The following is a 14043-nucleotide window of genomic DNA, read 5'->3' as shown; positions in this document are numbered from 1 at the left end:
TATAGAAATGTCCGGTTCTGGCTCATTAGAAATATCGTGTTGCTTCAGTGCCCAGCGCTCTGACCGCCGTCGACGTGCAGAATTTCGCCCGTCACGAACGGCGCCGCATCCAGGTAAAGAATCGCGTTGACGATGTCGCTCATCTCGCCCATGTGGCCCATCGGGTGGAGTGCGCCGAGTGCCGCGTGCGTTCCGGGGGCGTGCATCGGCGACTTGATGATGCCAGGGGCAACCGCGTTCGCGCGGATGCCGCGCTTCGCGTATTCGATTGCGAGTGACTTCGTGGCTGCGTTCAGACCGCCCTTCGTCAGCGACGCCAGCACCGACGGCACACCGTCGATGGCGTGGTCGATCAGGCTGGTCGTGATGCTGACCACATGGCCGCTGTTGTTCTTCTCCATTTCAGCAATCGCCAACTGCGTGATGTAGAAGAAACCGTTCAGATTCACGCCCGTCACCGCAGCGTAGTCTTCAGCCGTGTAACCGGTAAACGGCTTGGCGATGAAGACACCGGCGTTGTTGATCAGCGTGTCGATGCGGCCGAAGCGGGCCACGCCCTCTGCAATTACGCGACGCGCCGTCGCTGGGTCAGCGATGTCACCCGCCACCGTCACGATGTTGGGATCTTCGGACGGCTTGATGCTGCGTGCCGTTGCGACGATGCGGTAGTCAAGCTTGCGGAATGCTTTGACGGTCTCCGCGCCAATGCCTTGCGATGCACCAGTAACGACTACGACCTTTTGCGACGTGCTCATGGAATACCTCGAATATTGGATTGGGCTTTCTTGCCCACGGGGCCGGTGGCTCCGATAGGTGCCTAATCTAGGTGTATTCGCGCGCCGAGCAAACACCCGCTATGGACAAACTATTTTGCGCGAGAGGAACAAATGTCACCGCAAAGCCGGCCTGCGCTGCGGACCACATCAATACGTCGCCGTCCGTGATCACGCGGCAGATCAAGCTGCTGGAGGACGCGCTGGGTACGACACTCTTCGAGCGTGAGGCGCGCAGCGTCAAGCCGACCGAGGCAGCGGCGCATCTGCTGGAGTTCTGGCTAAGGGCGAAGACGCCGTGCCGCTCGTCGGCACAGTCGATCATCAACAACCGCATTTCCATTTCGGCTGCTGCAGCAGCATTCCATGTTGCCCCTTGTACGCAGCGACGGATGGCGGCGCCCATCCATCCAGCATTTGCGGCGCCAGCCGGTAAATCTCGATGCCGAGTGGCCGGCACACCTCCAGCGGATCACGCGCGTTTGGCCCCCACATCGGCACCGAGAGATCGCCGCCCGGACAGGTCGACAGCGCGCACAGCAAGTCGATTTCGGCAAAGAATTCGAGGTAGTCGCCCTTCTTTGCCGGGCATGCTTTCATAAAATATTTGTCTTCCAGATTCAGGCCGGTGCACTGGAACACGTTGAGCACGTCGTGCACGTCGTATTCGGTCAATCCGTACGGAGCAATCGCGCGTGTGAGGTTGGAGTGGCAGTGAAAATGGAAATCCTCACCGGTCAGCATCCGGTTCACATAGGGATCGCACCGCGTACCGAGCAGATCGTGAACGCGGCCGCCATGCTCGTCGACGCCGTAGTCGGCGAGACTGTCGTCCGTGATCGTCACCATCGGACGCAGGAACGGCAGCGTCGACCACAGGCGGTCGAACGTGCTCACGTGCGCCTGTTGCAACTGGCGCGTGCGCGCGGCCCACATACGCTCGCGCGGGTTGTGCAGGCTCCAGATATTCAGGTCGGCCACCTGCGGACCTTCGATCGTCACGATGCGAAATATCTGGCCGGCTTCCACGGTCCACGCCTGACCCGAGCGGATCGGCACGACGATCGATTCGATCAGCGTACGGGTGTCGTGCTGTGAGGCGACGCGTTGATAGAACGCCTTGTCGACGTCGAGTGCGGAACCCTTGGTGGATTGATAGGCGGCAGGGTAGTTCAACATGCTGAATGCTCCTTCATGGGACTGGCGTCAAGACAGCACCAGCCGATGCACCCTTAGTGGTATCGACCTGTAACCCCGGGCGTTTGCCGATACACCGGCCTGGCAGGTCCGCACTCCTGTACAGCCCTCTGCCCTGTGCGCTTCACAAGGGTACGCGTCGGTTTGATGTCGGGGAAGGCAGCGCGGTTCGAACTCGCCAGGTTCTGCGTCATATTTAAGGATTTTAAAATGACGCACGTTTGGCAGGGCCATCCTGAGGCCGACGAGGACAGGATGGAGACGGTAATATGGCGCAAAGGTTCTGCGCGTTGCCGGCGCTCGCGATTGCGGGGCCTGGCGTACGGAACATGATGAACTACTGCGTCACCGAGTTGCTATTCTTCGGCGTGGTGTGCAGGCCGGGCCTGCGTCTCTTCCAGCCGCTTGCAGAAGGAGGCACGACACATGGATGCTCACGAGACTGTCACGCGGCCGGCACAGCCTGTCCGCCGCCCGGTGCTGGTCTGGGACGCGCCGGTGCGACTGTTTCACTGGCTGGTGGTGGTGCTGGTCACGGCGGCCTATGTCACCTTGAAGCTGAACTGGATCGACTGGCACATCCGGGTCGGCGAGACGCTGCTCGCGTTGGTTGTTTCCAGGCTGCTATGGGGCTGCTTTGGCAGTGAGACCGCGCGCTTTCGCAGTTTCGTGGCGTCGCCCGCGGCTGCACTTCGCCATTTGCGCCACCTGTTTCGCCGCGAGCCGGATGTGCAGGTGGGCCACAATGCGGCCGGCGGCTGGATGGTCCTGCTGCTGCTCGCGTTGCTGCTGGTCGAGACACTGAGCGGGCTCTACGTCAACAACGACATTGCCGACGAAGGGCCGTTGAGCGAAGTGGTGCCCGCGTGGCTCGCCAATGCGATTTCGACACTGCACGGGCTTGTTTGGTACGTGCTGCTCGCTGCGGTGATGCTGCACGTGCTCGTGATCGCTCTCTATGCGGTAGCGAAGGGACACAACCTGCTGCGTCCAATGCTAACCGGCTACAAGCTCTTGCCCTTGTCCATCGACGCACCGCGACAGACACCAGCGCTGCTCGCGCTGCTGCCACTCGGCGTAGGCGCTGCCGTGGTGATGCTGCTCGCGGCATATCTCTGAGCTTGCCGCGAACCTGATCTCAGGGTGCCGCTTCGATGGTCGCGTCAGTTGCTCTTTGGCGGCACCACCTGGCCGCGGATTTCGCCGTTCGGATTGTTCTTGGTATGAACGTTGATGTACATGTCGCCGGCTTCGAACATCTTGGCGTTGTCCGGGGATAGCGTGGCCTGACCGCTGAACGGGCTCGTCGTCTCCATGCTGCCTTTCTGCGAGAGCCAGATCTTCACGTCGGCGTTTGTGCCGGCCGGGGCGGGCCCATGGAAATGCGCCATCGTGGCCTGACTCGACAATCCGCTAAAGCTGATGTTCCAGGTAACGACCCGCGTACTGGAGTCGTACGTGAGGTTGGCGCTGCCGCGGCCTGGAGTCTGCACGGGCGGAACCTGTTGGGCACCCGTCAACGGCACGTCAAATGAGACCGGTGCCGCTTGCGCCAAGCTCAATGCACCTGCCAAGGCTAGACCACCGAACACCATGAAGGCGCGCTGCGAGATGGATCGTGACATTTGGTTTTCTCCTTTTGGACATAATCCGCCAGCGTGCGAAGGCAAAGTCCCGTCAGGGCCACAGCCCCGACGGGACCTCGCACCCGCTTAGGCGAGTTCGAACCGGTCGAGGTTCATCACCTTGACCCAGGCTGCGACGAAGTCGCGGATGAATTTCTCCTGCCCGTCCTCGCTTGCATAGACCTCGCCCAAGGCCCGCAGCTGAGCATGCGAACCAAACACCAGATCGACGCGGCTGCCGGTCCACTTCAACTCGCCGGTCTTGCGGTCACGCCCCTCGAACATGTCCCCGGCTGCCGAAACCGGTTTCCATTCCGTCCCCATGTCGAGCAGGTTGCGGAAGAAGTCGTTGGTCAGCGTTTCCGGCCGGTCGGTGAACACGCCGTGCTGATTCTGCCCGGCATGGGCGTTCAAAGCACGCAAGCCGCCGATCAACGCAGTCATCTCGGGGGCGGTGAGGGTCAGCAATTGCGCCTTGTCGATCAACAACGCCTCGGCCGGAACGCTGTATTTGCCTTTGAGGTAGTTTCGGAAGCCATCGGCGACCGGTTCGAGGGCGCCCACGGATTCCACGTCGGTCTGGTCCTGCGAAGCGTCCATGCGACCGGGCGTGAAAGGCACGCTTACCTGACGGCCCGCCTTCTCTGCCGCCTTCTCGATGCCGGCGCTGCCGGCCAGTACGATCAGGTCGGCCAGCGAAACCTTCTTGCCGCCAGACTGTGCGCCGTTGAATTCGCTCTGGATGCCTTCGAGGACCTTCAGCACCTTGGCCAGTTGCTCGGGCTGATTGACGTCCCAGTCCTTCTGCGGAGCGAGGCGAATACGCGCGCCATTGGCGCCGCCGCGCTTGTCGGAACCGCGGAAGGTGGACGCCGAGGCCCAGGCTGTCGAGACCAGCTGCGAAATGGACAGCCCCGATGCCAGGACCTTCTGCTTGAGCGAAGCGATGTCCTGGGCATCGACCAGCGGGTGGTTGACCGCCGGGATCGGGTCCTGCCAGAGCAGTTCTTCGGCCGGCACTTCCGGACCGAGGTAGCGGGCGCGCGGCCCCATGTCGCGGTGGGTTAGCTTGAACCAGGCACGGGCGAAGGCCTCGGTGAGCTGGTCGGGATTCTCCAGAAAACGCCGCGAAATCTTCTCGTAAGCGGGGTCGAAGCGCAACGACAGGTCGGTGGTGAGCATCGTCGGCCGCAGCTTCTTCGAGGGATCGTGAGCGTGCGGGATCGTGTCGCCGGCATCCTTGGCGACCCATTGGTTGGCGCCGGCGGGGCTCTTGGACAGTTCCCATTCGTACTTGAACAGGTTCTCCAGGTAGCCGTTGCCCCACTTCGTCGGCGTGGTGCTCCAGGTGACTTCCAGACCGCTGGAGATCGTGTCGCCGCCCTTGCCGGCGCCGAAGCTGTTCTTCCAGCCCAACCCCTGGTCCTCGAGACCGGCGGCCTCGGGTGGCGCCCCCACGTTGTCGGCAGGACCGGCGCCGTGCGTCTTGCCAAAGGCGTGGCCACCGGCGATCAGCGCGACCGTCTCCTCGTCGTTCATGGCCATGCGCGCGAAGGTTTCACGGATGTCGACTGCCGCGGCGAGCGGGTCAGGCTTGCCGTCCGGACCTTCCGGGTTGACATAGATCAGGCCCATCTGGACGGCGCCAAGCGGATTTTCCAGGACACGTCCATTGTCGTCGCGGCTGACCTCGCTGCCGTGCAATGCTTCGTCGGCCACGATCACGCCTTCGTCTTTGCCGGCTGCCCCCTTGCCATAGCGGACGTCGCCGCCCAGCCAGGTCTTTTCGTCGCCCCAGTAGACGTCCTGGTCCGGCTCCCAGGTGTCCTCGCGACCGCCGCCGAAGCCGAAGGTCTTGAAGCCCATGGTTTCGAGCGCGACGTTGCCGGTGAGGATCAACAGGTCGGCCCAGGAAATTTTCTGGCCGTACTTCTGTTTGACCGGCCACAGCAGGCGGCGAGCCTTGTCGAGGCTGACGTTGTCCGGCCAGCTATTGAGCGGCGCGAAACGCTGCTGGCCGCGCCCGGCGCCGCCGCGGCCGTCGCCGATACGGTACGTGCCGGCGCTGTGCCAGGCCATGCGGATGAATAGCGGACCGTAGTGGCCGAAGTCTGCCGGCCACCAGTCCTGCGAATCGGTCATCAGCGCCGCGAGGTCCTTCTTCACCGCAGCGAGATCAAGGCTCTTGAAAGCCTCGGCGTAGTTGAAGCCGTTGTCCAACGGGTTGGACTTGTTGGAGTGCTGGCTGAGCAGGTCCAGCCGTAGTTGCTTCGGCCACCAGTCACGATTCGTCGTGCCGCCGCCGGCGGCATGATTGAACGGGCACTTTGCTTCGTTTGACATGCGTTATCTCCTTGAGAGGACATACCCACCACGTGTTCTGCTACGGCGTCTGGATTCTATGATGCATTGCCGATCCGCGCAGGCAGGGTAGTCCGGAAATCATAGTGGGCGCTTTGGGTGCGCCACTGTCGATTACCCGACGCGCATGCTCTTCGTCCGATGACGGGTGTTGTGGTGTGCGCTGGGCGAGGTTGGCTCGCGTCGGCCAAGCTACTGCAACTCAAAATATAGGTGCGACTTACCGTCAACAGAAGGCGATTATTGCAATGCCGATGATAGGCCACGACTATAAGGCGATCAGTCGTAGGCCAGGGCCCACCGGGTTCCACGCAACCAGCATCGCTTATCTGGCAAATCACCGGTGCGATACAAGCGTGTCACAGAACGCCAGCCGCCCTTTTGAAAGGCGGCGTCGAGCGCGGCTTCCGACGCGTCGTCGCGCCCTCCTTCACACGGGTAGAGGCCGACCGCGGAGATCCAGGCGGCGAAATATTCATCCCCATCGCGTTCAATTCGAAATACCGCGCCGTATGGAGAGATCGGGGTCGCGCCACCAGGAAGCCAGGTCCTCTCCACCGTGAGGGGGAGAATCAACCTGCCACCGTCGTTCAAACGATCGAGCCAGATGTCGGCGGGATGGGTTACGCCCGCGTTGGCATAGATCACATCAGCAGAATCAAAGGACATCGAGAATCCGTCGCCCTGAAGAACCTGAACGTTCCGCGCAGTCGAGAAATTCACAGCCGCACGCCTCGCCAGGCCGGCATCGAACTCGATGGCAGTGACCCTGCCGGCGGGGCCAACGAGACAGGCCATGATGGCCGTGTAGTAACCGACACCCGCTCCGATATGGACCACGTGATCGCCAGCTCGAATGCCGGCGCTTGCGAGAAGCGGCACGTGGTAGGACGGCATGCCGTTGTTAAGGCCACGTTCCGGAATGATGCCAATCAGAACATCGTCGTAGAGATGGACAGGATCGGCGTCAGGCGTGGGGATGTAGCCGACGGAACGCAGGATCGGCCACGGCCCCGGACCCAGATAGCGTTCTCGTTCGACAGCGGCGAATGCCGCCTCGACGCCCGGATTTGCAATGCCGGCTGCGGCCATGAGCCGCCGCGCATACGCTCGGCGGACGAGGGCAAGCTTTTGCTGACGATCCATTTCGGGACCTCTGGGTGTCAGTCTTTCAAAGCGTGATCGACTCACGCTGTCCGTCTCAGCTTAGCCGAATGTATGCGCATATGCTTGCACACCGGGATCCAGAAACTCCCTTGTCCTGCGCTGCGCCGGCCGCATAAGCCGCCAGCAACAGCGTGGTGCCGACGCTTGCGCATGCTGCAATTGCACAGCCAGATACGTCTGCTCGAGCGCGCGGGAACGGGCACGGCATTCTGTTTCGAACTGCCGGCGATCGAAAAGCCGGTTGTCGCCGGCATCCAGTCCTAACTCGTCATCCGACTGCTGTAGGCGCAACGCGTGTTGATGTGTAAACCAGACTTTCTACAATGAATGTACCGGTACGCAGGGGCGCCAGATTGCCTGAACAATCTCCCCCGCCGGTTATCGATGGCTGAAGGCCGCGCGCTCGTGTCGCGCAAGGATTCCACATGGAACCCGATCAGGTGGAAGCGAGTGAAAATCCGGAGGAAACGACGGGAAACAAGGTATGCGTCCTCCTTGCGGCCATCGGCACTTTGATGGCGGTTTTCGGCATCGCTATTTGCGTGTTTGGCCTCGTCGAGTTCAACCACACAAAGGTCATGGCCGGCGTGTGCGTCATCGTTGTGTCGACGATCACCTACATTCTGATGCTGACGACCGCCCGATGAAGGGAGGCCGGACGGGTTGTCAACCTGCCCGGCAAGCAACACGGTTTGCAATACGTGCAAAGGATGCAGCAACCCGGCGCTCGGATAGTAGTAGCCAAAGAAGTCGTGCCAGTAGCCGGGCTCAGACCAGCCATGTCGTAATCGACGACAACCGCGGCCACCCAGGTGATCGACACGGACAGCGCGCTCAGCCCTATCAGGCCGACTATCATGGCGGCCATATGCGGCGCGCCTCGCATCGGCTTACACGCCGGCTTCTCTCACGTTGACTCCCGGACCGATTCCCAATGAACCGTATAGTGCATGGGTCTGAGCATGAACAGTGCAAATTTGCGCGGCCTTTCCGTCATGGTATGCGAATGGAAGAATGAAATACCGTGCCTTGCGGCCGCATACGGTACCCGGAAAGTGGCTTTATGTGCCGCAAGACGAACCGGCATTTGAAACCATCGCGGCAAGAATGACGGCACTCGTGCTCGCGCGCGATCCCCGCGTGGGTATAGAGCCGAAGCCGCGCAGTCGTGGCGGAAAATCCACGTTGCCAAAGACATAAGGCATCGCGGTCGGCATCGACTGATTTTTCCGCTTGATAGCGTGTGGAGCGCTAGAATTGCCGGCTTTGCCCGCTTCGGGCGCGCGACAAGGCAAAATACGGGTTTTGCGCGTGTAGAACGCGCCGCCGACCGGATGAATCAGACTTTGGCGGCTTACCTGCCGCCGACCCTCGCAATGACGCATGACAACGGCCCAGCACGCCAATCTGGCAAGTGGAGCCCGCCGCATGCGGCACAGCAAGGACAGCTCGTCCTTTAACAGAGCCCCTCAGGAGCATTCATGAACGATTCGACCCCCTCTTTCCTCGGCAGGATTTCACTTGCCGTGAGTACGTTTTTCGGCATCCTCGGCGATGGCGAATTCGCCGCCGGAGTGCTGCGCCTGCGTAAGGGCACCGCGGGCAGCGCCGCTGCCGCGAGCGCCGCACCTCCCGCCGCCACGCCCGCGCCTGTCGCGGCACCGGCCCCCGCGCCTCAGCCGGCGCCCACGCTGAAGGAAGCGAGCCCGGACGCCGCGCTCCAGTTGCTCGGCCTGCTGCAACGCGACGCGCGCTTCATCGATTTCGTCGAAGAAGACATCAAGGGCTATAGCGACGCCGACATCGGCGCCGCCGCGCGCCTCGTGCACGCGGGCTGCCGCGCGACGCTGCGCGAGCATTTCACGATCCGTCCGGTGCGCGACGAAGCCGAAGGCAGCCGCGTGACGCTGGCCGAAGGTTTCGACGCCACCTCGATTCGCCTGACCGGCAACGTCGTCGGCAAGGCGCCGTTTAACGGCAGCATCAGCCATCGCGGCTGGCGGGTCGACGAAGTGCGTCTGCCGAAACTGGCCGGCAGCCATAACGCCAAGGTGATCGCACCGGCCGAGGTGGAGCTATGAGCGACGCGCGTTTTTCAATCGGTATCGATCTGGGCACCACGCACTGCGCGCTGTCCTACGTGGACACCACGGCCAGCGACGGCGAAAAGACCGCCCAGGGCGTGCTGCCGATTGCCCAACTCACCGGCCCCGGCGCGATCGACAACCTCGATCTGCTGCCCTCCTTCCTCTACCTGCCGCACCCGGACGAACTCGCCTCGGGCGACCTGTACCTGCCATGGACCGGCCAGCGTGAATTCGCGGTCGGCGAATTCGCCCGCAGCCGCGGCGCGGCCACACCGATCCGGCTCGTGTCGAGCGCCAAGAGCTGGCTGTGCCATCCAGGCGTCGACCGTCGCGCGGCAATTCTGCCGAACGATGCACCGCCTGAAGTCGCACGCGTCTCGCCGCTCGAAAGCTCGGTGCGCTATCTGACGCACCTGCGCGAAGCGTGGGACCACGCGCATCCGGACGCCCCGTTCAGCCAGCAGGACATCACGGTGACGATCCCCGCGTCGTTCGATCCGGCCGCGCGCGAGTTGACCGCCGAAGCCGCCGAGGCCGCCGGTTACGGCCGCATGACCCTGCTCGAAGAACCGCAAGCCGCGCTGTATAGCTGGATTCAGAAGAGCGGCGGCCAGTGGCGCAAACAGGTCAAGGTCGGCGACATCATTCTCGTGGTCGACGTGGGCGGCGGCACGACCGACCTCTCGCTGATCGCCGTGGTCGAGCGCGACGGCAATCTCGAACTGCATCGCGTCGCGGTCGGCGAACACATTCTGCTGGGCGGCGACAACATGGATCTCGCGCTTGCTCACGTCGTGGCGCGCAAGCTTGCAGCGCAAGGGACCCAGGCCGACGCGTGGCAACTGCGCGCCCTCACCTATGCCTGCCGCTCGGCGAAGGAAACGCAGCTTGGCGACCCGTCGACGGATACCGTGCCGCTCGTCGTGCCGAGCCGCGGTTCGAAGCTGATCGGCGGTTCGATCCGCACCGAGCTCACGCGTGCGGAGTTGACCCAGACGATTCTCGAAGGCTTCTTCCCGCAGGTCGACAGCGCGGCGCGCCCGGTGAGCCGCGCGCGTGCCGGCCTGACGCAGCTCGGCCTGCCGTATGCGCAGGATGCGGGCATCACGCGGCATCTGGCGGCCTTCCTCGGCCGTCAGGTGGGTGCGCTCGCCGAGCTCGAAGGCTTGCGCGAGATCGCCACCGCGGAAGGTGCGACCTTCCTGCATCCCACCGCCGTGCTCTTCAACGGCGGCGTGTTCAAGTCGCCGCTGCTGGTCGAGCGGATCATGGGCACGCTCCATGGCTGGCTCAGCGCCGAAGGCGCGCCGCAAGCACGCCTGCTCGAAGGCGCGGATCTCGATCTCGCCGTCGCGCGCGGCGCGGCCTATTACGGCTACGTGCGGCGCGGCCAGGGCGTGCGCATTCGCGGCGGCACCGCACGCGCGTACTACATCGCCATCGAATCGGCGATGCCCGCCGTCCCCGGTCTCGAGCCGCCGGTGCAGGCGCTGTGCGTCGCACCGTTCGGCATGGAGGAAGGCACGGACGCCGAATTGCCGGCGCAGGAGTTCGGGCTGGTCGTCGGCGAGCCGGTGCACTTCCGCTTCTTCGGCTCGTCGGTGCGCCGTCAGGATCAGGTCGGCACGCTGCTCGACTTCTGGGGCCCGGAGGAATTGCAGGAGCTCGAAGAAATCCAGGCGACGCTGCCGTCCGCCGGCCGCACCGCCGGTGAAGTCGTGCCGGTCAAACTCCATGCGCGCGTCACGGAGGCCGGTACGCTCGAACTCGAAGCCATACCGCGCGGCACCGACGAACGCTGGAAGGTCGAGTTCGACGTGCGCGGCAGCGCCAATGCATGACCGAGATGAAGCGCTACCGCGTCGGCATTGATCTCGGCACCAGCAACACGGTGCTGGCGTATGCCGCGCCGGGCGATCCCGCGGCGGGCGATCCCGCGGCGGGCGATCCCGCGGCGGGCGATCCCGCGGCGGGTTCGCAGGACATTCGCGTGTTCGAGATCGATCAGCTGGTGAGTCTCGGCGAAGTCGCCGCGCGGCCGCTCCTGCCTTCAGTACGGTATCACGCCGCGCCTGACGAGCTGAGCACGGGCGATTTGCAGTTGCCCTGGCGCGCGGCCGATGGCTCGGACGCTAGCGCGCCAGGCCAGGTAGATCAGCCGGTCGTGATCGGCCGGCTCGCGCGTACGCTCGGCGGCCAGGTGCCGGGGCGGCTGGTAGCGAGTGCAAAGAGCTGGCTGTCGCACGCGTCGGTGGACCGGGTCGCGCCGATTCTGCCGTGGGGCGCCGCGGACGATGTCCGCAAGGTCTCGCCGGTCGAAGCCAGCGCGAGCTATCTGGCGCACGTGCGGGCGGCCTGGAACCAGCGCTTTCCGGATGCGCCGCTCGAAGCGCAGGACGTCGTGCTGACGGTGCCCGCTTCTTTCGACGAAGGCGCGCGCGCGCTGACGGTGGAAGCGGCGCGGATGGCGGGCCTGCCCACCTTAAGGCTGCTGGAAGAGCCGCAGGCCGCGTTCTACGACTGGCTGTTTCATCATCGGGACAGCCTTGCAACTGAACTGTCGGACACCCGGCTCGTGCTGATCTGCGACGTCGGCGGCGGCACCACCGACCTCACACTGATCGAAGTCCGCATGCGCGACGGCGAGCCGGAGCTCACGCGTATCGGCGTGGGCAACCATCTGATGCTCGGCGGCGACAACATGGATCTCGCGCTCGCGCATCGGGTCGAGGCGCGTTTGCCTCAAGCGGGCAACGAGCGCCAGCGTTTGTCGGCGGCGAGTCTGTCGCAACTCGTCGAACGTTGCCGCGGCGCGAAGGAACAACTGCTCGGCCCGCACGCGCCGGAATCCGCTTCGATCACGCTGCTCGGCGCGGGCTCGAAGCTGATCGGCGGCGCGCGCACGGCGCAGGTCACGCGCGAGGAAGTCGAACAGATCATCGTCGACGGATTCTTTCCGGCGGTGGCATCGCACGAACGGCCCGGAAGGCCGCGCGGTGCGATCGTCGAGTTCGGCCTGCCCTATGCCACCGATGCGGCAGTGACGCGTCATATCGCGGCGTTTCTGAGCCGTTTCGCAGCGCAGTCGCGTAAAGCGCTGGATTCCTCTGCCGGTTCCTCCGCGCATTCCTCCGATACAGCCGAAGCTCAGGACGAGTCCTTGCCGGTACCCGACACGCTGCTGCTGAACGGCGGCGTGTTTCGCGCCGAGGCGCTCACGCAGCGCCTGTCCAGCACCTTGGGCACATGGCGCGGCGAGCCGCTCAATGTTCTGCACAACGACAATCCGGACGTCGCCGTGGCGCGCGGCGCGGTCGCTTATGCGCTCGCCCGCGCGGGCCAGGCGCCGAAAATCGGCGGCGGCTCGGCGCGCAGTTACTTCCTCGTGCTGGACGACACCGGCGCGGGCGAACGCGACGCCGAACCGGCGCAACGCGGCATCTGCCTGCTGCCGCGCGGCACCGAAGAAGGCCACGAGATCCGGATCGAAGACCGCACGTTCGCACTGCGCCTCGGACACCCTGTGCGCTTTCACCTGGCCTCTTCAAGCGCGGACACGCTCTACCAACCAGGCGAACTTGCCAATCTTGCGCAAGGCGACTTCGTTCGGCTGCCACCCATCGCGACGATCGTGCAAGCACGCGGCGCGAGCACGGTGCGTGGCGAAACCGCGGTACAGATCGCCACCTCCCTTACGGAAGTGGGCACGCTCGAAGTCCACTGCATCGAGCTCGACAATCCGGCGCAGCGCTGGCTGCTCGAATTCCAGTTGCGCCACGCAGACGCCGAGGCGAGCGCCCAGGCGAACCTGTCGGCGGATCCGGCGCAAGCCCGGCACCCCGCGCTCGGCGAAGCCATCGACCATATCGACCGCTGCTTCGGCTCGCGCGCGCAAAAGGTCGACCCCAAGGAAGTCAAACGCCTGCGTTCGCAACTCGAACAGCTGCTCGGCGCGCGCGAGGGTTGGAACAGCGCGCTGCTGCGCGAACTGTTCGGTGCGCTATGGGAACGTGCGCGCCGCCGGCGGCGCTCGGCGGACCACGAACGCTTGTGGCTGAATCTGGCCGGCTATTGCGTACGGCCGGGCTTCGGCTATCCGCTCGACGAATGGCGCGTCGCGCAACTCTGGTCGCTCTTCGACGACGGCATCCAGTACGTCAACGACAGCCAGGTCTGGTCGGAATGGTGGACGCTATGGCGCCGCGCCGCGGGCGGCCTCGACGAAAGCGCGCAGCTGCGCGTGCTCGACGCGATGGCCTATCTGCAAACAGCCGCGCAATCGCGCCATAAGCTGCCGTTCGACGTGTCGAAAACCGGCTTCACCGACATGGTCCGGCTCGCTGCATCGCTCGAACGCATTCCGGTCGAACGCAAGATCGAGCTCGGCGAGTCCGTGCTCACGCGGCTGAAGAAGCCCGCGGAAAACCATCAGAGCTGGTGGGCGGTCGGCCGCATCGGCGCGCGGCGGCCGTTCTATGGCAGCGCGCATAGCGTCGTGCCGCCGGACATCGCGGCACAGTGGCTGGACGCAATCCTCGCGCTCGACTGGAAGAAGGTCGACCCCGCGGCATTCGCCGCCGTGCAGATCGCCCGGATGACCGGCGACCGCTCGCGCGACCTGCCCGAGGCGTTGCGCCAGACGGTAGTGCGCAGGCTCGAAACGGCCAATGCGCCGCGCGCGTGGATCACGATGGTCAGCGAGACCGTAGAGCTCGATGACGCCGACGAAGGCCGGGTGTTCGGCGAATCGCTGCCCGCCGGGCTGAAGCTGATCGCGGCAACGCCGTGACGGCTCGAGCAATTCGTCAGGGACGGTGAGCGGATCGTGCTCGA

At 64.3% G+C, this 14043-nt stretch carries 10 protein-coding genes and 2 pseudogenes; 7 read left to right on the top strand and 5 right to left on the bottom strand.

Annotated features, from left to right (window positions below):
- Positions 1 to 44: 44 nt before the first annotated feature.
- On the bottom strand, positions 45 to 755 hold the full coding sequence (locus tag AYM40_RS09695; protein ID WP_063496034.1) for an SDR family NAD(P)-dependent oxidoreductase: 711 nt from the start codon (positions 753 to 755) through the stop codon (positions 45 to 47).
- A gap of 155 nt (positions 756 to 910) precedes the next feature.
- On the opposite strand from AYM40_RS09695, the pseudogene AYM40_RS38320 reads away from it, so the two are divergent.
- Positions 911 to 1054: pseudogene (locus tag AYM40_RS38320) on the top strand (LysR family transcriptional regulator); the annotation flags it as partial.
- Between the two features lie 43 nt (positions 1055 to 1097).
- Here the strand turns inward: AYM40_RS38320 and AYM40_RS09685 are convergent.
- Positions 1098 to 1952 (bottom strand): urea carboxylase-associated family protein, encoded by an 855-nt coding sequence (locus AYM40_RS09685; protein ID WP_063496032.1) that lies wholly within the window; start codon positions 1950 to 1952, stop codon positions 1098 to 1100.
- A 284-nt stretch (positions 1953 to 2236) separates the two neighbouring features.
- Between AYM40_RS09685 and AYM40_RS43675 the strand changes: the two are divergent.
- Positions 2237 to 2368, top strand: a pseudogene (locus AYM40_RS43675) (TIGR00366 family protein); the annotation flags it as partial.
- Positions 2369 to 2396: 28 nt separating this feature from the next.
- The gene (locus AYM40_RS09680; RefSeq protein WP_063496031.1) at positions 2397 to 3089 is read left to right on the top strand and encodes a cytochrome b/b6 domain-containing protein; all 693 of its coding nucleotides are present in this window, start codon (positions 2397 to 2399) and stop codon (positions 3087 to 3089) included.
- Between the two features lie 44 nt (positions 3090 to 3133).
- On the opposite strand, the gene AYM40_RS09675 is transcribed toward AYM40_RS09680, so the two are convergent.
- The 3 genes from AYM40_RS09675 to AYM40_RS09665 all read right to left on the bottom strand — a co-directional run bounded on the left by AYM40_RS09675 (position 3134) and on the right by AYM40_RS09665 (position 7102).
- Positions 3134 to 3595 (bottom strand): CHRD domain-containing protein, encoded by a 462-nt coding sequence (locus tag AYM40_RS09675; protein WP_063496030.1) that lies wholly within the window; start codon positions 3593 to 3595, stop codon positions 3134 to 3136.
- Positions 3596 to 3682: 87 nt separating this feature from the next.
- Positions 3683 to 5938 carry a catalase/peroxidase HPI gene (katG, locus tag AYM40_RS09670; protein ID WP_063496029.1) on the bottom strand — a complete coding sequence of 752 codons (2256 nt, stop codon included), beginning with the start codon at positions 5936 to 5938 and terminating at the stop codon, positions 3683 to 3685.
- A gap of 297 nt (positions 5939 to 6235) precedes the next feature.
- The gene (locus tag AYM40_RS09665; RefSeq protein WP_063496028.1) at positions 6236 to 7102 is read right to left on the bottom strand and encodes a protein-L-isoaspartate O-methyltransferase family protein; all 867 of its coding nucleotides are present in this window, start codon (positions 7100 to 7102) and stop codon (positions 6236 to 6238) included.
- Between the two features lie 446 nt (positions 7103 to 7548).
- On the opposite strand from AYM40_RS09665, the gene AYM40_RS09660 reads away from it, so the two are divergent.
- The 4 genes from AYM40_RS09660 to AYM40_RS09640 all read left to right on the top strand — a co-directional run bounded on the left by AYM40_RS09660 (position 7549) and on the right by AYM40_RS09640 (position 13999).
- Positions 7549 to 7770 carry a hypothetical protein gene (locus tag AYM40_RS09660; RefSeq protein ID WP_063496027.1) on the top strand — a complete coding sequence of 74 codons (222 nt, stop codon included), beginning with the start codon at positions 7549 to 7551 and terminating at the stop codon, positions 7768 to 7770.
- Between the two features lie 834 nt (positions 7771 to 8604).
- Positions 8605 to 9204 carry a DUF2760 domain-containing protein gene (locus AYM40_RS09650; protein ID WP_063496025.1) on the top strand — a complete coding sequence of 200 codons (600 nt, stop codon included), beginning with the start codon at positions 8605 to 8607 and terminating at the stop codon, positions 9202 to 9204.
- Complete coding sequence (locus tag AYM40_RS09645; RefSeq protein WP_063496024.1) at positions 9201 to 11051, top strand: Hsp70 family protein; 1851 nt, start codon at positions 9201 to 9203, stop codon at positions 11049 to 11051. The genes AYM40_RS09650 and AYM40_RS09645 overlap by 4 nt, the downstream gene beginning before the upstream one ends.
- The gene (locus tag AYM40_RS09640; protein WP_181448412.1) at positions 11048 to 13999 is read left to right on the top strand and encodes an Hsp70 family protein; all 2952 of its coding nucleotides are present in this window, start codon (positions 11048 to 11050) and stop codon (positions 13997 to 13999) included. The genes AYM40_RS09645 and AYM40_RS09640 overlap by 4 nt, the downstream gene beginning before the upstream one ends.
- Positions 14000 to 14043 lie beyond the last annotated feature (44 nt).

Origin of the sequence: Paraburkholderia phytofirmans OLGA172 (assembly GCF_001634365.1) — a bacterium.
Lineage (GTDB): Bacteria > Pseudomonadota > Gammaproteobacteria > Burkholderiales > Burkholderiaceae > Paraburkholderia.
The sequence above is the reverse complement of the archived record's forward strand: the minus strand, read 5'-3'. Positions and strand labels throughout refer to the sequence as shown.

Coding starts and splice junctions, on each gene's coding strand:
- AYM40_RS09695 (WP_063496034.1), bottom strand. CDS start 755: ATGAGCACGTCGCAAAAGGTCGTAGTCGTTACTGGTGCATCGCAAGGC.
- AYM40_RS09685 (WP_063496032.1), bottom strand. CDS start 1,952: ATGTTGAACTACCCTGCCGCCTATCAATCCACCAAGGGTTCCGCACTC.
- AYM40_RS09680 (WP_063496031.1), top strand. CDS start 2,397: ATGGATGCTCACGAGACTGTCACGCGGCCGGCACAGCCTGTCCGCCGC.
- AYM40_RS09675 (WP_063496030.1), bottom strand. CDS start 3,595: ATGTCACGATCCATCTCGCAGCGCGCCTTCATGGTGTTCGGTGGTCTA.
- katG (WP_063496029.1), bottom strand. CDS start 5,938: ATGTCAAACGAAGCAAAGTGCCCGTTCAATCATGCCGCCGGCGGCGGC.
- AYM40_RS09665 (WP_063496028.1), bottom strand. CDS start 7,102: ATGGATCGTCAGCAAAAGCTTGCCCTCGTCCGCCGAGCGTATGCGCGG.
- AYM40_RS09660 (WP_063496027.1), top strand. CDS start 7,549: ATGGAACCCGATCAGGTGGAAGCGAGTGAAAATCCGGAGGAAACGACG.
- AYM40_RS09650 (WP_063496025.1), top strand. CDS start 8,605: ATGAACGATTCGACCCCCTCTTTCCTCGGCAGGATTTCACTTGCCGTG.
- AYM40_RS09645 (WP_063496024.1), top strand. CDS start 9,201: ATGAGCGACGCGCGTTTTTCAATCGGTATCGATCTGGGCACCACGCAC.
- AYM40_RS09640 (WP_181448412.1), top strand. CDS start 11,048: ATGACCGAGATGAAGCGCTACCGCGTCGGCATTGATCTCGGCACCAGC.